The organism is Providencia sp. LY12, assembly GCF_057621555.1.
In genome coordinates this window covers 589,328-607,966 of sequence record NZ_CM172594.1, presented here as the reverse complement: position 1 = coordinate 607,966, position 18,639 = coordinate 589,328, and the positions used below count along the sequence as shown (strand labels likewise).

The 18,639-nt window shown below is 45.2% G+C and carries 17 protein-coding genes; 3 read left to right on the top strand and 14 right to left on the bottom strand.

The window, feature by feature from the left end; genetic code table 11:
- Position 1: 1 nt before the first annotated feature.
- Positions 2–559, top strand: coding sequence for a helix-turn-helix domain-containing protein (locus tag ACY3ZI_RS02670; protein ID WP_211887920.1), 558 nt, complete (start codon positions 2–4; stop codon positions 557–559).
- Positions 560–604: 45 nt separating this feature from the next.
- Here ACY3ZI_RS02670 and ilvN read toward each other — a convergent pair whose 3' ends face one another.
- The 6 genes from ilvN to ACY3ZI_RS02640 all read right to left on the bottom strand — a co-directional run bounded on the left by ilvN (position 605) and on the right by ACY3ZI_RS02640 (position 4,654).
- A complete protein-coding gene (gene ilvN / locus ACY3ZI_RS02665; RefSeq protein ID WP_108479335.1) occupies positions 605–889 on the bottom strand; it encodes an acetolactate synthase small subunit in 285 nt (94 codons plus the stop codon).
- Between the two features lie 2 nt (positions 890–891).
- Positions 892–2,589, bottom strand: a complete 1,698-nt coding sequence (gene ilvB / locus ACY3ZI_RS02660) for an acetolactate synthase large subunit (protein WP_487375939.1) — start codon at positions 2,587–2,589, stop codon at positions 892–894.
- A gap of 104 nt (positions 2,590–2,693) precedes the next feature.
- Positions 2,694–2,783: an ilvB operon leader peptide IvbL gene (gene ivbL, locus ACY3ZI_RS02655; RefSeq protein ID WP_108479355.1), complete on the bottom strand. Its 90-nt coding sequence runs from the start codon at positions 2,781–2,783 to the stop codon at positions 2,694–2,696.
- A 230-nt stretch (positions 2,784–3,013) separates the two neighbouring features.
- Entirely contained in the window at positions 3,014–3,625 is a 612-nt protein-coding gene (locus tag ACY3ZI_RS02650) for a hypothetical protein (RefSeq protein ID WP_211887846.1), read from the bottom strand.
- Between the two features lie 15 nt (positions 3,626–3,640).
- Positions 3,641–3,931, bottom strand: a complete 291-nt coding sequence (locus ACY3ZI_RS02645) for a hypothetical protein (RefSeq protein ID WP_154602087.1) — start codon at positions 3,929–3,931, stop codon at positions 3,641–3,643.
- A 204-nt stretch (positions 3,932–4,135) separates the two neighbouring features.
- Positions 4,136–4,654 (bottom strand): single-stranded DNA-binding protein, encoded by a 519-nt coding sequence (locus ACY3ZI_RS02640; protein WP_036955024.1) that lies wholly within the window; start codon positions 4,652–4,654, stop codon positions 4,136–4,138.
- 344 nt (positions 4,655–4,998) lie between these two features.
- Here ACY3ZI_RS02640 and uvrA point away from each other — a divergent pair, with 344 nt between their 5' ends.
- Positions 4,999–7,833, top strand: coding sequence for an excinuclease ABC subunit UvrA (gene uvrA / locus ACY3ZI_RS02635; RefSeq protein WP_211887847.1), 2,835 nt, complete (start codon positions 4,999–5,001; stop codon positions 7,831–7,833).
- Between the two features lie 103 nt (positions 7,834–7,936).
- On the opposite strand, the gene ACY3ZI_RS02630 is transcribed toward uvrA, so the two are convergent.
- From ACY3ZI_RS02630 to dnaB, 3 genes are all read right to left on the bottom strand, one after another.
- On the bottom strand, positions 7,937–9,133 hold the full coding sequence (locus tag ACY3ZI_RS02630; protein WP_036955033.1) for an amino acid aminotransferase: 1,197 nt from the start codon (positions 9,131–9,133) through the stop codon (positions 7,937–7,939).
- A 64-nt stretch (positions 9,134–9,197) separates the two neighbouring features.
- Complete coding sequence (gene alr, locus ACY3ZI_RS02625; RefSeq protein ID WP_487375938.1) at positions 9,198–10,280, bottom strand: alanine racemase; 1,083 nt, start codon at positions 10,278–10,280, stop codon at positions 9,198–9,200.
- Between the two features lie 342 nt (positions 10,281–10,622).
- The gene (dnaB, locus tag ACY3ZI_RS02620; RefSeq protein WP_036955040.1) at positions 10,623–12,032 is read right to left on the bottom strand and encodes a replicative DNA helicase; all 1,410 of its coding nucleotides are present in this window, start codon (positions 12,030–12,032) and stop codon (positions 10,623–10,625) included.
- A gap of 212 nt (positions 12,033–12,244) precedes the next feature.
- Here dnaB and ACY3ZI_RS02615 point away from each other — a divergent pair, with 212 nt between their 5' ends.
- Positions 12,245–13,228: a quinone oxidoreductase gene (locus tag ACY3ZI_RS02615; protein ID WP_211887849.1), complete on the top strand. Its 984-nt coding sequence runs from the start codon at positions 12,245–12,247 to the stop codon at positions 13,226–13,228.
- A 106-nt stretch (positions 13,229–13,334) separates the two neighbouring features.
- Here the strand turns inward: ACY3ZI_RS02615 and ACY3ZI_RS02610 are convergent, their stop codons facing one another.
- From ACY3ZI_RS02610 to ACY3ZI_RS02590, 5 genes are all read right to left on the bottom strand, one after another.
- Positions 13,335–13,508, bottom strand: a complete 174-nt coding sequence (locus ACY3ZI_RS02610; protein ID WP_181477955.1) for a hypothetical protein — start codon at positions 13,506–13,508, stop codon at positions 13,335–13,337.
- Positions 13,509–13,605: 97 nt separating this feature from the next.
- Positions 13,606–14,631, bottom strand: coding sequence for a tRNA dihydrouridine(20/20a) synthase DusA (gene dusA / locus ACY3ZI_RS02605; protein ID WP_211887850.1), 1,026 nt, complete (start codon positions 14,629–14,631; stop codon positions 13,606–13,608).
- Positions 14,632–14,815: 184 nt separating this feature from the next.
- Positions 14,816–15,289 carry a DUF6882 domain-containing protein gene (locus ACY3ZI_RS02600; protein ID WP_036955048.1) on the bottom strand — a complete coding sequence of 158 codons (474 nt, stop codon included), beginning with the start codon at positions 15,287–15,289 and terminating at the stop codon, positions 14,816–14,818.
- Positions 15,290–15,305: 16 nt separating this feature from the next.
- Positions 15,306–16,241: a uridine-preferring nucleoside hydrolase UriH gene (gene uriH, locus ACY3ZI_RS02595; protein WP_211887851.1), complete on the bottom strand. Its 936-nt coding sequence runs from the start codon at positions 16,239–16,241 to the stop codon at positions 15,306–15,308.
- A gap of 99 nt (positions 16,242–16,340) precedes the next feature.
- The gene (locus tag ACY3ZI_RS02590) at positions 16,341–18,500 is read right to left on the bottom strand and encodes an ornithine decarboxylase (RefSeq protein ID WP_487375937.1); all 2,160 of its coding nucleotides are present in this window, start codon (positions 18,498–18,500) and stop codon (positions 16,341–16,343) included.
- Positions 18,501–18,639 lie beyond the last annotated feature (139 nt).

The following is an 18,639-nucleotide window of genomic DNA, read 5'->3' as shown; positions in this document are numbered from 1 at the left end:
CGTGGAAAATAAAATAAATATAAAAATTGGCCAGAAAGTACGTCTGTTGCGTCAGGCGAGAAACCTTTCTCTGAGTGAGCTTTCCCACTTATCAGGGATCTCCAAAGCCGCTCTTTCTAAGTTGGAATCAGGGGATTCAAACCCGCGCATCGACACCTTAGAGTCCATTGCAGCTGCGCTACGTTTTCCGCTCAGTGACTTATTTACACGCCAAAATGAATCTTATCCCTATTTGGTGAAGGCCACACAGCTTGAAGGCGATTATTTAGAGCAATTTAAATTCCGTATCAGTATGGGAAACGTCTCTGAAATTTGGCAACTCAGTATGAAACGAGGCGCAATTATTAACAGCCCCGCGCATATGGTTGGCACCCATGAACACATTATGGTACACGCGGGCTCCCTTATGCTGCGCTTAGAAGATGAGCAAAATGTCGTTCTTGAGGCTGGAGATTTTTACGCTTTCAGCGGAGACTTTCCTCACGCTTACTTATGTATTGAGGGGGATGTACACGCCACCGTCGTGATGACCTATTCACATTTGAGTGATGGAGTTTAATAAGTCAGCCCACAATCCTTGTAGGCTGACCACATTCATTCAGAATTACTGCAAATAATCCTGCATGGTTTCAAACACACGCAAGTCATCGCTAAAACGAACTTCGCGGACGTCTTCCAATTTCTCAACTTGGTTGACCATCTGCGATAAACGCTCATCTTTCTGAACTAATAACCAAATTCGGCTTTCGTCCTTATCTTTAATTGGCATACATAGGATACCATCCACGTTAAAGGCCCGACGCGCAAACAACCCACAAATATGTGACATGACGCCCGGATGGTTGCGAACAATTAATTCTAAGGCGATTGGGTGATGTTCAAATACCATAATTACGCTCCGATCATATCAATATTAGCGGCACCAGGAGGAACCATTGGATATACCTTCTGATTGACATCAATCAGGGCATGAATTAAGCAAGGTCCTTTAGTGTTCATAATCGCTTCCAGCGCCATTTCAGGGTCGGCTTCATTATTTAAATCGCACGTTTGGAAACCAAACCCAGAGGCAATTTTAATAAAGTCGGTCTGATACGGGTAAGCTGCTGCAAAGATACGATTCTCAAAAAACAGATCTTGCTGCTGATGAACCATGCCCAGTGCTTGGTTGTTCATTAAAACTATCTTAATGTTTAATTGATGCTCCACCGCCGTCGCCAGTTCCTGAATATTCATCATCAAGCTACCATCACCAGAGAAACAAACGATGGTTTTATCTGGGTGAGCCAATGCCGCGCCAATTGCTGCCGGTAAACCAAAGCCCATGGTGCCCAAACCACCGGATGTTAACCATTGGCGAGGTCGTGATAATGGGTAAGCTTGCGCCGCCCACATTTGATGTTGCCCAACATCCGTCGTGACAATCGCCTCTTCCCCTGCGGCGCGCGCGGTGGCTAATACCAAACCGTAATGATCTAATGGATCATCCGCATTGGCTAAATTCAGCGGATAATTATTTTTCAGATCATTAACTTGCTGAACCCACTCTTGACGATCATTGCGCTCAACTAATGGCAGCAACAGCTCCAAAATCTGCCCCGCATCCGCATGGATAGCAATGTCTGGACGTTTGATTTTACTGATTTCCGCTTTATCGATATCAACATGAATAATTTTGGCATTCGGGCAGAACTTTTCCGCTTTACCAATGGCGCGATCATCAAAGCGAGCACCGATAACAATCAGTAAATCAGACTCTTCCATGATCATGTTCGTGCTTCGTGCCGCATGCATACCCAACATGCCCAAATACAGCGGGTGACGCATTGGGATCGTTCCCAACGCCATCAAGGTCATTGTCGTTGGTAAAGAGGCTTTTTCCGCAAAAGCGATAGCCGTCGCGGTTGAATCTGAGCTAATCACCCCACCACCGAAATAGAGTACAGGACGCTTCGCACGGTTGATCATTTCCGCCGCTTGGATTACTTTTTCCATATCAAAACTTGGAGCTTTATCTTTCGGTAAAATCTCTGGCAGTACATCTAACTCAATGGTCGCAGTCTGTACATCTTTTGGAATATCAATCCAAACCGGCCCTGGACGCCCAGACTCCGCAATACGGAATGCTTCGCAAATCACGCGAGGCAGGTCTTCAATGCTGCGCACCAAATAGTTGTGCTTCGTAATCGGAATTGAAATACCGTAAGTATCAACTTCCTGAAACGCATCGGTACCAATCATCGAAGATGGTACTTGCGCAGTGATGCATACCAGTGGAATTGAATCCAGCTTAGCATCCGCAATTGCTGTCACTAGGTTAGTGGCACCAGGACCGCTTGAGGAAATACACACCGCCGCTTTGCCTGTGCTACGTGCAATTCCCTGTGCAATAAAACCCGCACCTTGCTCGTGACGCGCCAGTATGTGGCGAATTTTTTTGCTCTGCCCCAGCGCATCGTAGAATGGCAATGCAGCCCCGCCGGGGATACCAGAAACAATGGTAATACCATGTTTTTCCAACAAATGGACTATCAATTCTGCGCCTGTAAAACAGGTTTTTTGTGGTGATGTTGTGCCCGACTCGCTCATAATTTTTTATTCCTTCACTAGCCTGCGGATCCGAGTTTTAGGTCATAAAAAAACCCCGCTCGGTTTGCGCCGGCGGGGTTTCTAAATCGTGTGATTTGTTCCCGTTACGGCGCTAAGCCCACGACTACCACCACACGCACGACTACCGCGGCTAGTGGCGCGGTAAGTAGTAGGTTTGAACGGTTAGCGGTCATTTTCACGAGAGTTTCCTGTAATTTAATTCTGTCAGATTTAGCTAAAATCCATATTTACTGAATTTCCTGTTTAGCTAAAGTCTGTCTGATTTTTCATTTTTGTGTTTGCTGCATTTAAGAAACCATAAAATCCTAACCTTCACAACCCTTTTTTTCGTTTTTCTTAGTTGTGGATTTCAAATGAGAGGCGTATCACAGAATGTTGTTGAGGCGTGATAATCCCATTCTAATCAGCACACGCACAGAGAATGGATTTTTCTGAGCTCATCAATCATAAAAGAATTTTCATTATCAATAAGATCTTTTTTTATTGAAGCGATAATGATTTTAATTGTTTCCGTTCTATTTCTATCTAGAGATTGCGTTAAATCATTAAGTTCATTTGCAAAATTTGATGAAACTTTCATTGATAATCTTTTTCTCGGCATTGATGCCATTATTGGAGTTACCTTTAATAGTGCTTCATAATTATCAATATAAGTCTTTATTGATTCATCATTTTTATTATTTTGAACATACAAAAATAATAGTCGCTTATTCATATCTTGACTGCTACTCGAATCTATTTTCAAACAAGCTAAATTAAGTATTTCGATATAAATAGACGGTAGTATGGCTTCAATGGATATAACGTCCTTTTCTCTTTCTTTTTTTATCTCCGGCGTTGATTGTGCTGGTGTACTAACCGTTCTTCCACAGCAATCACAAACCCCAACAAGGATATTTTTAACAATTTTACTGGTTTCTTTAATTTCAAGATTTCTATAATCGAATGTTGTCGTTACTAAACCACAATCCTGACAAATCGCCTTGCTTTTATCGCCTTGAATATACAGTTTCATATTTTCCCTTATCATTTACTGATGGACGCTAATAAATATCCCCATTTCACCATCATCAATTAAATAATATTTAATATACCAGCCTTCTCTTTTTATTATATGTACATCTATTTCATTAGCTTGGTGATGTGAACTTTTTGAATAATCATTTCCTGTACTACGATGAATGATTTCTATAACCGTCTCTACGTCAATTTCACCCGTTTGCAACTTATTTTTATCGATATAATTATTACGTACTTCGTGTTGATAACAACCATGGACTAGCGCTGTTAAAATATCCTTTTTGACTTGCTTGAATCCCATAGAACACCCTTAATTTACGAAAAATTTCGTAAATGTCAAATGTTAGATATTTCGCTCAAATTGCATTTTATTTTTATATAATCAAATTGTTACATGCACATAAAATTAATTTCATAATAATTTTATGGCTAACTAATCTCCAAAAAATTAAAGCCCTTAAAATTAAGGGCTTTAATCGATGATTTTGATTTTCTAATTTAAAAATTAGAACGGGATATCGTCATCAAAATCCATTGGTGGTTCATTGGTTTGTGGCGCTGGTGAACGCGCTGGTGCTGCTCCGCCGCCACTGAATTGTTGTGCTGCTTGTGGCTGTTGTGGTTGACCCCAACCGCCCTGTCCGCCGCTTTGACCTTGTGATGGGGCATCGCCGCCACGACCACCAAGCATCTGCATTGAACCACCGATATTCACCACAACTTCGGTAGTGTAGCGATCTTGACCGCTTTGGTCTTGCCATTTACGGGTTTGCAGTGAACCTTCGATATAAACTTGTGAACCTTTTTTCAGGTATTCACCGGCAACTTCGGCCAATTTACCGAAAATTACAACACGGTGCCATTCGGTTTTTTCACGCATTTCACCAGTTTGCTTGTCACGCCAACTTTCAGAAGTTGCCAGAGTCAGGTTAGCGACAGCTCCGCCGTTAGGCATATAACGGATTTCTGGATCTTGTCCTAAGTTACCGATAAGAATTACTTTATTTACGCCTCTGGTGGCCATTTATTACTCCTGATGCATTGAATTTTTAATCTCTGGACTGACCGTGAAGTTTACCACGACCTATCTGTATTGCACCATAAATTGAGATTGCTTGATAAGAAGTTGCGAAGCGCTTTCCAAATTTAAGTGAAATCTGCATTACTGATTTTTAGTATAGACGTTAATTATTGGCGCCACAGATAAGTTGCCATCAGCCCCCTATGGAATGAAATATAAAGAGCACATATACTGTATATCCATTCAGCAAATTTTGTGCAATACTAAATCGTTTATTAATACTGGCTCGTTAATTAAGACTACCAAGTTCATTTTTGTTCACTATCAATTCATTCGGGAAGTGGTAAATGGAGAATATCGAAGTCCGCGGCGCACGCACGCATAACCTAAAAAATATCAATCTCATCATCCCCCGAGACAAGCTGATAGTTATTACAGGGCTATCTGGTTCAGGGAAATCCTCCCTCGCCTTTGATACCCTCTATGCTGAAGGTCAGCGTCGTTATGTTGAGTCGCTATCCGCGTATGCTCGTCAATTCCTTTCTTTAATGGAAAAGCCGGATGTTGACCATATCGAAGGGCTGTCGCCTGCTATCTCCATTGAACAGAAATCCACTTCTCATAACCCACGTTCAACGGTTGGGACCATCACCGAGATCCATGACTACCTGCGTCTATTGTTTGCCCGTGTAGGTGAGCCACGCTGCCCTGATCATGATATTCCGCTTGCGGCACAAACCGTTAGCCAGATGGTGGATAACGTCCTCGCACAGCCGACCGATCGCCGTATGATGCTGTTGGCTCCGGTCGTAAAAGAACGTAAAGGTGAGCACGTTAAGTTACTCGATAACTTAGCGAGCCAAGGGTATATTCGCGCCCGTATTGATGGTGAAGTTTGTGATTTATCCGATCCACCAAAACTCGAGTTACAGAAAAAACATACCATTGAAGTCGTGGTTGACCGTTTCAAAGTACGCGACGATATCGCCCAGCGCCTTGCCGAATCCTTTGAAACCGCATTAGAGCTCTCTGGCGGTACTGCTGTTGTCGCCGATATGGATGACCCGAAAGCTGAAGAGCTCGTGTTTTCCGCTAACTTTGCGTGCTCCGTCTGTGGCTATAGCATGATGGAGTTAGAACCGCGCCTGTTCTCATTCAACAACCCTGCAGGGGCTTGCCCAAGCTGCGACGGCTTAGGGGTTCAGCAGTTTTTTGACCCTGAGCGCGTGATTCAAAATACCGAAATTTCCCTCGCTGGCGGCGCTATTCGCGGCTGGGATCGCCGTAATTTCTATTATTTTCAGATGTTAATGTCATTGGGCGAACACTATAAATTCGATGTTGAAGCCCCTTATGACTCGCTCAGCCCTGCCATTCAAAAAGTGATTTTATACGGCTCAGGCAAAGAAACTATTGAATTCAAATACCGTAATGATCGCGGAGATATTACCGTACGCCACCACCCGTTCGAAGGTGTGCTTAACAATATGGAACGCCGTTATAAAGAAACGGAATCCACCGCAGTACGCGAAGAATTAGCGAAATACATTAGCAACCGACCTTGTGTCACTTGCTCCGGAACACGCCTGCGTAAAGAAGCTCGCTTTGTGTTTGTGGAAAATACCACCCTGCCTGAAATTGCAGATTACAGCATCGGTCATGCGATGGAGTTTTTCCAAAACTTAAAACTCAGTGGGCAACGCGCCAAGATTGCCGAAAAAATCCTGAAAGAGATCAGCGACCGTCTGAAGTTCTTAGTGAATGTGGGGCTCAATTACTTAAGCCTTTCACGCTCCGCAGAAACATTATCTGGTGGTGAGGCTCAGCGGATCCGTCTAGCTAGCCAAATCGGTGCTGGTCTGGTCGGTGTGATGTATGTGCTGGATGAACCGTCTATCGGGCTCCACCAGCGTGATAATGACCGATTGCTGGAAACCCTGATTCACCTACGTAACTTAGGGAACACCGTGATTGTGGTTGAGCACGATGAAGATGCGATCCGCGCGGCTGACCATGTGATTGATATTGGTCCAGGTGCCGGTGTTCACGGTGGGCAAATTGTGGCGCAAGGCACATTGGAAGATATTGTTGCTAACCCAGAATCCTTAACGGGCAAATTCTTAAGTGGTGAGCGCAAGATTGATATCCCGCAAACACGTGTTCCATTTAATAAAGACAAAGTCCTGACAGTCTCCGGCGCAACAGGCAACAACCTGAAGAATGTCACCCTGAATATTCCTGTTGGCTTATTTACATGTATTACAGGGGTTTCTGGTTCCGGTAAATCCACGCTCATCAACGATACGCTATTCCCAATTGCTCAGCGCCAGTTAAATGGGGCAACGGTGATTAACCCTGCGCCGTATACCAATGTCGAAGGTTTAGAGCATTTCGATAAAGTGATCGATATCGACCAAAGCCCTATTGGACGTACACCGCGTTCAAACCCAGCAACTTATACGGGCATATTTACGCCAATTCGTGAGCTGTTCGCAGGTGTACCAGAGTCACGGACTCGCGGCTATAACCCAGGGCGTTTCAGCTTTAACGTGAAAGGCGGACGTTGTGAAGCTTGCCAAGGGGATGGGGTAATTAAAGTCGAAATGCACTTCTTACCCGATGTCTATGTGCCGTGTGACCAGTGTAAAGGCAAGCGCTATAACCGCGAAACCTTAGAGATCAAATACAAAGGCAAAAGCATCCATGAAGTGTTGGATATGACTATCGAAGAGTCCCGCGAATTCTTTGATGCCGTGCCTGCACTAGCGCGTAAGCTGCAAACGCTGATGGATGTGGGTCTCTCCTACATTCGCTTAGGTCAATCTGCGACGACCTTATCCGGCGGTGAAGCACAGCGCGTAAAATTAGCTCGCGAGTTGTCTAAACGCGGCACCGGACAGACCATCTATATTTTGGATGAGCCAACCACCGGATTGCACTTTGCCGATATCCAGCAACTGCTTGTTGTCTTGCACCAATTGCGTGATCAAGGCAATACCATCGTCGTCATCGAGCATAACTTGGATGTGATCAAAACGGCAGACTGGATTGTCGACCTAGGCCCAGAAGGTGGTAGCGGTGGCGGTGAGATTTTAATTTCAGGTACCCCTGAGCAGGTCGCTGAATGTGAAAAATCCCATACTGCGCGTTTCTTGAAGCCTATCTTAGCGCGTGGCTACTGAGTTAACTGAAGTAAAAATAGTTAACAGAAACCGCCAATCAAAATAGAAAAAGGGGAACTCAGTTCCCCTTTTTAATGCTTATATAACCGTTCGTTACTAACGATTACTGGCTAACTGCCGCGAACGCTTCCACGATACGCTTCACGTTATGACGGTTTACACCTGCCATACACACACGACCAGTTCCAACTAAATAAACCGCAAACTCATCTTTCAGACGGTCAACTTGTTGTTGAGAAAAACCCGTGTAGCTGAACATACCGCGCTGTTTTAACAGGTGGTCGAAGTTTTTATTTGGCAGCGCTTTTTTCAGCTCATCCACCAAAACAGTGCGCATATCTAAAATACGCAAACGCATCTCTTCCACTTCGTCCAGCCATTTCGCTTTTTGTTGGCTATCAGTCAGTACTGCCGCAACAATTTTTGCGCCGTTAGATGGTGGGCTTGAATACAGACGACGAACGCCCGCCTTCAATTGACCCAACACGCGGTCGCGCTCATCTTTATCTTTACAGATAACGGATAAACCACCCGCACGTTCACCGTAGATACCAAAGATTTTCGAGAATGAATTGCTGACGAATACTGGCAGGCCCGCTTTCACCATCGTGCGAATTGCATAAGCATCTTCATCGATACCTTCCGCAAAACCTTGATACGCGATATCTAAGAATGGGATCAATTTGTGTTCAAGTGCCACTTTCGTCACTTCATCCCACTGGGCTGGCGTTAAATCCGAGCCGGTTGGGTTATGGCAGCAAGGGTGCATTAAGATGATGCTGTTTTCTGGTAACTTTTTGAAGGTTTCCAGCATTTCATCAAATTTAACCCCTTTGGTTTTTTCATCGAAGTAAGGGTAGTAATGCACTTTTGTGCCAGCGCCAGAGAAGATAGAGGCGTGGTTTTCCCATGTTGGGTTACTGCACCAGACTTCTGAATTCGGGAAATAATGGTGTAAAAAATCAGCCCCAATTTTCAGTGCGCCAGAACCACCGATGGTTTGTACGGTAGCAATACGCTCTTGAGCGATTAGCGGGCAATCTTCACCGAACACCAATTTTTGTAATTCAGTACGGTAATCTTTCAAACCTTCCATTGGCAGATAAAGCGATGCACTTGCCGGAAGTTTTCTCAGTGCAGCTTTCGCTGTGCCGACGGTTTCCAGCTCAGGGGTTTTCCCCTCTGCATCATAATAAAGACCAATACTCAGGTTAATTTTGCCTTCACGAGTATCTTTATTAAATTCATCCATCAGCGATAAAATTGGGTCGCCCGGATAAGCATCAACATGTTGGTACACAGGATATCTCCTACTTGTAGGTTTTCTTTATTACTTTTGTCTTGTGAAAATAACCCTTTAAAACCTATTCGTCTACATATTCCATTGCGACTCGTGAGGTCAATTTCGTCAAAAGCTCATAGTTAATGATGCCTGTTTGTGCGGCAATTTCTTCCACTGGCAGAGCATTTCCCCATAGAATGACGTCATCCCCCACTTTATCGGTGGCATCTGGCCCTAAATCCACGACGGTCATATCCATGGAAATTCGTCCAATAATCGGCACTTTTCGTCCATTTACTAGAACGGATGTTCCTGATGGTACGTTACGCGGATAACCATCTCCATAACCAATCGCTACCACCCCAAGGCGGGTATTGCGTTCACTGCACCAGGTTTCGCCGTAGCCAACACACTGCCCTGCCGAATGCTCTCTCACCGCAATCAGGCTAGATTTTAAGGTCATGACGGGTAATAAACCGAAGCTTGCGGCGCTTTTGCCTTCTTGTGGTGAAGCGCCATACATCATAATACCGGGGCGAACCCAGTCATAATGAGCTTCTGGCCATAAAAGGATCCCTGCGGATGCCGCGATGGATTTTTCACCCGGTTTATCAGAGACAAACTGTTGGAAGCATTCGATTTGTTTTTTGGTGGTTGGGAGCTCAGGCGCATCGGCCTGACAGAAGTGGCTGACAATGTTGATAGGTAAATCGACGTTGCTACAGTTTTGAAGACGTTGGTAAAAACTTTCCGCATGCTGAGGAAGTACGCCAAGGCGATGCATGCCTGTATCGAGTTTCATCCATACTTTGATTTTTTTGGCAAGCTGGGCATTTTCCAGCATTTCCAGTTGTTCAATGCAGTGGATCACCGTATCGATGTTGTATTCCACCATCAACTGCAAATCGGATTTTTCGAAGAAACCTTCTAATAAAACAATCGGTTTTGTCACGCCTTGATGTCGAAGCAGCAGGGCTTCATTTAAACGCGCCACCCCAAAACCATCGACAATTCCTTGAATTTCGGTGCCAACTCCAATTAATCCATGACCATAAGCGTTTGCTTTAACAACTGCAATCAGACGGCTATTCGGCGCCAATTCTCTCACGCGTTGCAGGTTGTGTCGCAGAGCGCGGCGGTTTATTAATGCGGTTGCCGCTTTCATTTCTTCCTCTTAATTATTCATTTTAAAATGTATCAACCAACTACCTAAACTTAAATTAACCGAAATATTCTTTAATCTTTAATTATCAATAAGCTCTAAATAGTTTGAACTGTAGCAAGGCGGTAAACGAAGCCATCCCGAGGAGCATACACAAGTATGTGACTAGGGTGGCTGAGAGCAACCAACACAGCTACAGCTCAAAATATGACGAGCTTACCAATCTCTAAATAATTCGCACTGTGGCTAGGCGGCAAGAGAAGCTAAGCCTGGGGAGCATACATAAGTATGTGACTCAGGTTAGCGAACGCAGCCAACAACGCCACAGTGTGAAGTATGACGAGATTACTCGTCGTCATAGGCCGGGCCGGCGTAGTTATCAAACCTCGACCACTGCCCATTAAACGTCAGCCTCACCGTCCCTATCGGACCATTACGTTGTTTACCTAAAATAATTTCTGCGACCCCTTTGAGGTCGCTGTTATCGTGATAGACCTCGTCACGATAGATAAACATGATTAAGTCGGCATCTTGCTCGATGGAGCCTGATTCACGTAAGTCGGAGTTTACTGGGCGTTTATCTGCTCGTTGCTCCAAGCTACGGTTTAGCTGGGAAAGTGCCACCACTGGCACATTTAATTCTTTCGCTAACGCCTTGAGGGAACGAGAAATTTCGGCAATTTCTAATGTACGGTTATCCGACAACGCTGGCACGCGCATTAACTGAAGGTAGTCGATCATAATCAGGCTTAGCCCACCGTGTTCGCGATAAATTCGGCGAGCACGAGAGCGGACTTCCGTTGGTGTTAACCCCGATGAGTCATCAATGTACATATTGCGTTTTTCCATCAATATGCCCATGGTGCTCGAAATTCGCGCCCAATCCTCATCATCAAGCTGCCCCGTACGAATACGGGTTTGGTCGACGCGAGACAGTGACGCAAGCATACGCATCATGATCTGGTTGCCGGGCATCTCCAAACTGAAGATAAGTACTGGTTTTTCTTCAGTCATCGCCGCATTTTCACACAAGTTCATCGCAAAGGTGGTTTTACCCATGGATGGACGCGCAGCAACAATAATTAAATCTGAGCCTTGTAACCCTGCGGTTTTCTTATCTAAATCTTGATAGCCTGTGGAAACTCCGGTGACACCATCATGAGGCTGCTGATAAAGCTGTTCGATTTTCTCAACGGTTTCCGACAAAATCGCTTCAATCCCTTTCGGGCCTTCATCTTTATTCGCGCGCGATTCTGCGATTTGGAAAACTTTGGTTTCTGCGAAATCGAGTAAATCTTCACTACTGCGACCTTGTGGGTCATACCCAGCATCAGCAATATCATTGGCGACGGAGATCATATCTCGTACAATAGCACGTTCGCGGACGATGTCCGCATAAGCATTGATGTTCGCCGCACTTGGGGTATTTTTCGATAATTCGGCTAAGTAAGCAAAGCCCCCAACGCTGTCCAATTCCCCTTGTTGTTCAAGGGATTCTGACAGGGTGATCAAGTCGATGGGCTTGCCCTGCTCAAGCAGGATCTGCATTTGGGCAAAGATAGTGCGGTGAGGACGACTAAAAAAGTCCGCTGACGTGACACGCTCGGAGACCGTGTCCCAACGTTCGTTGTCTAACATCAGTCCCCCCAATACAGACTGTTCCGCTTCGATAGAGTGCGGCGGAAGTTTTAAGCCTTCCATTTGCTGATCGCGCGGTGGGTTTGTCTTGTAATCTGAGGAGGGTTTTTTAGCCATACTTGAAATATCCACGTCTATAATTAACCAACAGTTAGTATACGCCAATCTTAGGTGTCATGTGGCGTCTTTATTGTTATCTGTACAAGATATTATTGCAGGCACAATCTTAACGCAGCGCACAAACCGATAATTCTTCTCATTAAAGCATCGCGTTATGATGGGGCAATTGATACTGTTAATAAAAACAAACTCACTCATTGGAGATGATCATGGCAAAACGTATTGAATTTTCGCAACATGGTGGTCCTGAAGTCCTCAATTTTGTCGACTATTCCCCGAATGGGCCGGCTGAAAACGAAATCCAAATCGAAAACCGTGCAATTGGTATTAACTTTATTGATACCTATGTACGCAGTGGACTGTATCCAGTTGCAAGTTTGCCATGTGGACTTGGCACAGAAGCGGCGGGTGTAGTGGTTAAAACTGGCTCCCAAGTCACCGGTTTCAAACCGGGTGATCGCGTGGTTTACGCACAAGGTCCGCTAGGGGCATACAGTGAAGTTCATAATGTGCCTGTCAATGCCGTGGCACACTTACCCGATGACATCACCTTCGAACAAGCGGCCGCCTGTTCGCTTAAGGGGATGACAGTTTACTATCTACTCAATCAAACCTATCAAGTTCAAAAAGATGAAGTTTTCTTATTCCACGCTGCGGCGGGTGGTGTTGGTCTAATTGCTTGCCAATGGGCAAAAGCGTTAGGCGCGAAAATGATTGGTACTGTTGGCTCCGAAGAGAAAGCGCAGCGTGCGAAAGCCGCAGGGGCATGGGAAGTCATCAATTACCAAACTGAAAATATTGCTGAGCGAGTGAAAGAAATCACTCACGGTGAAAAAGTGAATGTGGTGTATGACTCCGTAGGTCAAGCGACCTGGCTAGCTTCTTTAGATTCACTGAAACGTCGCGGTTTGATGGTAAGCTTTGGTAATGCTTCTGGCGCCGTAACTGGGGTTAATTTAGGGATCTTAAATCAAAAAGGCTCCCTGTATGTGACCCGCCCATCATTAGGTGGCTATGTCACTAACAGAGAAGAGTTAGACCAAGCCAGCAAAGCCCTGTTTGATATGATTTTAAGTGGCAAAGTGAATGTTGATGTGCCGGCATCTCAAATTTTTGCGCTGAAAGATGCCCAAAAAGCCCACCAAACACTGGAACAACGTAAGACTCAAGGCTCAAGCTTGCTCATTCCTTAATTCCTAAAAAAAGCGCCAGCTATTAATAACTGGCGCTTTTTAACTTCTAACAACGGTAATTTTTACTCACTTCCGTTGCACTAAATAATTACTTCAGTTGCACGAATTAATAGTGCCCTTTGCGTGCTTGCTGCTCTTTGTAGATCTGCTGGTTCTCTTTGATGGTGTTTAGCACCGTTCCTTCATAGGGATCTTGCTTTGGGGGTTCTCGCATCTGCCCACCTGACCCCGAACATCCAGCAACTAACAGCAGCAAAGAGGTTGCTATTAATATTTTCATCTGCTTCTTCCTCATTCATTAATGAGTTTTATCATAGCATGCAGATAATCCTATTCAGCCCGCATCAGCCAAAATCACAATTTTATTTAAGTAATATTTACTCGCCGCGAGTTACAAACGCGAGCGCTTGTTCAACCACTGATAAGTCAGCACCTTGTTTATGGGCATTTTCGCTTAAGTGGCGACGCCATTGACGAGCTCCCGGAATTCCTTGGAAAATCCCTAACATATGGCGAGTCATATGCCCTAAATAAGCCCCGTTAGATAGCTCTTTTTCGATGTATGGATACATACTACGGACAGCGGCAACGCTATCGATAATGGGCATTGTTTCATCAAACAATTGATTATCTACTGCGGTCAAAATTGACGGATTTTGATACGCTTCACGACCCACCATCACGCCATCTAAATGTTTTAGATGTTCTTTAGCTTCTTCGAGGGTTTTAACCCCGCCATTGAGAGCCATAGTCAAGTGAGGGAAATCGCGTTTTAATTGGTATACGCGTGGGTAATCCAGAGGGGGAATTTCACGGTTTTCTTTTGGACTTAATCCTGATAACCACGCCTTGCGAGCATGGATAATAAACATGTCGCAGTCCCCTTTTGTGGAGACGGTATCAATGAATTCGCATAAAAATTCGTAGCTATCTTGCTCATCAATCCCAATGCGCGTTTTCACCGTTACAGGGATAGATACCACGTCACGCATCGCTTTTACACAATCTGCGACCAGCTGAGCATCCGCCATTAAACATGCACCAAAACGCCCGTTCTGTACGCGGTCTGATGGGCAACCAACGTTCAGGTTGATTTCATCGTAGCCACGCTCTTGCGCTAATTTTGCGCATTGCGCTAAAGCCGCAGGGTCACTACCGCCCAATTGCAAGGAAACTGGGTGTTCTTCTTCGCTATAAGCAAGATAATTGCCTTTGCCATAAATGATCGCGCCCGTCGTCACCATTTCGGTGTACAGCAACGTATTTTTCGTTAATAAGCGATGGAAATAACGGCAATGGCGGTCGGTCCAATCGAGCATAGGCGCAACCGAGAAGCGGTTAAGGTTTTTGTAACCACCTGTTGTTGATGGTGTATTTTGTTCTATCGTTTGATTTTGTTGCATGTTGGTCTTTTGGCGTTGATATCGAATTTAAGGCTTATGCTGTTGTGAAATAGCAAAAGAAAGCCGCATTTTAACAGCTGACTTTCTTTTGTCATAATAAACTATTGCCATAATAAACTGGGCAGGTCGTTTTCGAGGAGTTGGTAGCGCCCTTATTATCTATGATAAAAAAGGCGCTTCTGGCTTAGATTTTTTGAAGGGAAACTTGGCCGAACGTCATAAAAATCAGTGTACTACCTGCAACGCCGCGATAAACACCTTGTTGCTCATTTAACTCACAAGCCAATGCCGCCAACTGCCATGCATCATACTCTTCGATATCGCTCACACGGGAGGTCAGCAAACTATTATCTTGGCGCTCACCGTAAGCTTTAACCGCAATCGCATCTCGCATTAATGACTCATCAATGGAGCTATTTGCCCAGCCCCACATCCAGCTCCCCACATTTTGGTCATAAGTCCCAATGATTTGCACGGGTGCCGTCACCATTATATTGTCCGGTGCATGGAAAATAATGGTGCCTTCATCTTGATCCACCGACCAACTGGCTTCATCCAATTTCCAATTATCGCAATGGAACTGATTTTTCAATTCCAGAGAGTTCATGCTGCGTTCAATTAATGCCTCATAAGGCATCTGTTCTAATTCACTCTTCATGTTAAATACGATTCCATTAACCAATATTTTTCAGTGCGTCGATAACCATCTGCCAAAACTTGTCACGGTCTAATTTCACGGCAACCTGGGTATGGCAATCCGCAGGAGCGGGATGTCGAAAATCTGCCACCGTCATGCCAAGAGTCAGCGTTCCCGTTAATTCAATGTCCACAGGAACTTTTTGGGTGGTCATTACTGATGGGTCTATCACATAGGCAACAGCGCAAGGATCATGCACTGGCGGCGCATCAAAACCCTGAGCTTGTTTGTACATTTTTCCGAAGAAATCCAGCAATTCGACAACAAACTGCGAGCATTTCGTGTCTATTTCGGCAATTTTCGCCACGACTTCTGGCGTTGCCAGTGCTTGGTGAGTGAGATCCAGACCAACCATCGTTAGCGGCCATTTTTCATTGAAAACAATATGGGCGGCTTCTGGATCTATTTTGATATTAAATTCTGCGACTGGACTCCAATTTCCCACATGGTAGCCACCGCCCATCAACACCACTTCTTTTACACGTTCCACAATCCGAGGTTCTAGCCTTGCCGCTAACGCGATATTGGTCAGCGCCCCCGTAGGCACTAAGGTAATGGTTTTTGGTGGGTGGGACATGATGGTATCGATGATCAAATTTACCCCATGGCGCTCATCCAACGCTAACGTTGGGGTTGGGAGCTCAGGACCATCCAATCCAGAATCCCCATGAATATCAGGCGCTACTTCCACTTCACGCACTAATGGGCGCGCTGAACCCGCAGCAAAAGGAATGCCGCGAATATTCGCCATTTCAGCAATCGCACGGGCATTACGGGTGACTTTTTCGAGAGTTTGGTTGCCTGCAACCGTGGTGACGGCGAGTAAATCGATGTTTGGATTGCCGTAAGCCAGTAGCATAGCGATGGCATCGTCATGCCCTGGGTCACAGTCTAAAATAATCTTTTTCGTCATAGGGTTGCCTTATCGTCAATCGGGATCCATATTTCGCGGATCCCAATTTAGCTATCTCATGCGGCAAAATCTATGCTCGATGTCTGAATACGAAGAAATTTATTTCAAAACATGCGCATACACGCGCTTTGGTCCATTCTCATTTTTCGAAATATAGACCCCTTGCAGCTCAGGTGCAAAACCAGGTAAGGCATTAATCCCCGCTTCCAGCGCTTTAAAATACTGAAGAACAGGCCCTGACCAGACTTCCCCCGGTACCACACACAGCACGCCCGGCGGATAAGGTAACGCCCCTTCTGCGGCAATTCGCCCCTCTAACTCATCCAGTGGCAGTAATTCCACATTGCCGCGAATAAACTCCAGATGTGCCTGTTGTGGATTCATTTTCACTACAGGGAAATGCGCCTTGCGGAACATCTCTTTTTGTAGCTGTTTAATATTAAAATCCACGCTTAATTGATGCATTTCTTGGCACAATCGACGCAGAGTATACCCTTGATACTGTTCCTGATAACGCTGATACACGGATGGTAAAACGTCTTCAAATAATGCGTCTTCATCCAGAAGCTGCTCGAAACGTACTAAGTGAGAAACCAGCAATTCCAGCTTTTCACGTGATTCCGCTGGTGTTAGCAGGAATAAAATCGAGTTTAAATCGCATTTTTCAGGGATCACCCCATGTTCACGCAGGAAATGTGCCAAAATCGTCGCAGGAACCCCGAAAGACTCATACTCGCCGCTTTCTACATCAATCCCCGGCGTCGTCAGCATCAGCTTGCATGGGTCAACGAAATATTGGTCTTGCGCGTAACCCTCAAACGCATGCCAACGCTCTTTCGGAATGAAATTAAAGAAACGCTGCTCCGATGCAATTTGTTCTGTTGGGTATTCATGCCACGGCTTTCCATCCACTCGCTCAGGCACAAACGGTCTAAAGTGACTGCAGTGTTGAATAATGGATTTTCTAACCTCAATCCCTTGTCGCACACACTCCATCCACATCATTTCCCCCGCTTCCCCTTGGTGCATGCGCGCATTCACATCTAATGAAGCAAACAGTGGGTAAAACGGGCTGGTAGAGGCGTGCATCATAAACGCGTTATTCAGTTTCTTATGGGAAACAAAGCGCTCTTGACCTTTGATATGGTTATCTTTTTTATGGATCTGCGAAGCCTGTGAAAAACCCGCCAACTGCTTATGAACAGATTGCGTCACCATAATACCGGGGTCATTCTCGTTCAGTTCCAGCAGCAACGGCGAGCATTGGCGCATCATCGGGATAAATTGTTCGTAACCCACCCACGCGGAATCAAACAGAATGTATTCGCAAAGGTGCCCAATCTTATCCACCACTTGCCTCGCGTTGTAGACTGTTCCGTCATAAGTCCCGAGCTGGATCACGGCAAGGCGGAACGGTTTTTCTGCCTGTGCTTTTTCCGGCATTACTTCGCTCACCGCGTTTCTTAAGTATTCTTCGGTAAAACAGTGAGCATCAATCCCACCAATAAACCCAAATGGATTACGGGCTGTTTCCAAATACACCGGTGTTGCCCCCGCTTGAATCAGGGCGCCATGATGGTTAGATTTATGGTTATTACGGTCAAACAGCACTAAGTCACCCGGTGTTAATAAGGCATTCAACACCACTTTATTGGATGATGAAGTGCCATTAAGCACAAAGTAGGTTTTATCTGCATTGAACACTTTCGCCGCAAATTTTTGGGCTTCTTTTGCTGCACCTTCGTGGATCAGCAAATCCCCCATCGCCACATCGGCGTTACACAAATCGGTACGAAAGAGATTTTCACCATAGAATTGGTAGAACTGTTCACCCGTTGGATGACGACGGAAAAATTGTCCACCTTGGTGCCCGGGGCAGGCAAACGTCACATTGTGACCCGCAGCATAATCCATCATTCTCGCAAAGAATGGCGGTAATAGCTGTTCAAGGTATTGGTTTGCAGCATCCCGTAATTGGCGGCTATTCTCTTCACGCGCAGCAGGCGCTGGCAGTAATAATGCGGTCAAATAGTCAGGTGTTGGTGCATTGTCTGGTAGCTGCTTGTCACTAATGACAAACAGCGGAATACTGAGTTTACTGTCTGCAACTCTCTTCCACAGCCCTTGGTTTGCATCTTGTTCAGAGAGCACAACCGCAGCGATATTATTTAACTGTGCATCGCGAATATCTACCCACTGGAATTGACCCGTAAAATAGATAGCGACCCCCTGGCTACATGCCACATTGATTTTCTTCATAGCAGTCTGGCTCTTGGTTAGCTGAGGTAAAGAGGGGCTCAATATACTTGATAGATACTGAGAATGAAATAGTCAGAATTAATGCAAAATTATTCAGTTTTGCCTAGGGTGAATATTTTTTATAACTTACTGGTTAATC

What these genes read in the sequence shown, in the direction of transcription:
- ilvN (WP_108479335.1), bottom strand. Translation starts at nt 889, where the DNA reads ATGGTATTTGAACATCACCCAATCGCCTTAGAATTAATTGTTCGCAAC.
- ilvB (WP_487375939.1), bottom strand. Translation starts at nt 2,589, where the DNA reads ATGAGCGAGTCGGGCACAACATCACCACAAAAAACCTGTTTTACAGGC.
- ivbL (WP_108479355.1), bottom strand. Translation starts at nt 2,783, where the DNA reads ATGACCGCTAACCGTTCAAACCTACTACTTACCGCGCCACTAGCCGCG.
- ACY3ZI_RS02650 (WP_211887846.1), bottom strand. Translation starts at nt 3,625, where the DNA reads ATGAAACTGTATATTCAAGGCGATAAAAGCAAGGCGATTTGTCAGGAT.
- ACY3ZI_RS02645 (WP_154602087.1), bottom strand. Translation starts at nt 3,931, where the DNA reads ATGGGATTCAAGCAAGTCAAAAAGGATATTTTAACAGCGCTAGTCCAT.
- ACY3ZI_RS02640 (WP_036955024.1), bottom strand. Translation starts at nt 4,654, where the DNA reads ATGGCCACCAGAGGCGTAAATAAAGTAATTCTTATCGGTAACTTAGGA.
- uvrA (WP_211887847.1), top strand. Translation starts at nt 4,999, where the DNA reads ATGGAGAATATCGAAGTCCGCGGCGCACGCACGCATAACCTAAAAAAT.
- alr (WP_487375938.1), bottom strand. Translation starts at nt 10,280, where the DNA reads ATGAAAGCGGCAACCGCATTAATAAACCGCCGCGCTCTGCGACACAAC.
- dnaB (WP_036955040.1), bottom strand. Translation starts at nt 12,032, where the DNA reads ATGGCTAAAAAACCCTCCTCAGATTACAAGACAAACCCACCGCGCGAT.
- ACY3ZI_RS02615 (WP_211887849.1), top strand. Translation starts at nt 12,245, where the DNA reads ATGGCAAAACGTATTGAATTTTCGCAACATGGTGGTCCTGAAGTCCTC.
- ACY3ZI_RS02610 (WP_181477955.1), bottom strand. Translation starts at nt 13,508, where the DNA reads ATGAAAATATTAATAGCAACCTCTTTGCTGCTGTTAGTTGCTGGATGT.
- dusA (WP_211887850.1), bottom strand. Translation starts at nt 14,631, where the DNA reads ATGCAACAAAATCAAACGATAGAACAAAATACACCATCAACAACAGGT.
- ACY3ZI_RS02600 (WP_036955048.1), bottom strand. Translation starts at nt 15,289, where the DNA reads ATGAAGAGTGAATTAGAACAGATGCCTTATGAGGCATTAATTGAACGC.
- uriH (WP_211887851.1), bottom strand. Translation starts at nt 16,241, where the DNA reads ATGACGAAAAAGATTATTTTAGACTGTGACCCAGGGCATGACGATGCC.
- ACY3ZI_RS02590 (WP_487375937.1), bottom strand. Translation starts at nt 18,500, where the DNA reads ATGAAGAAAATCAATGTGGCATGTAGCCAGGGGGTCGCTATCTATTTT.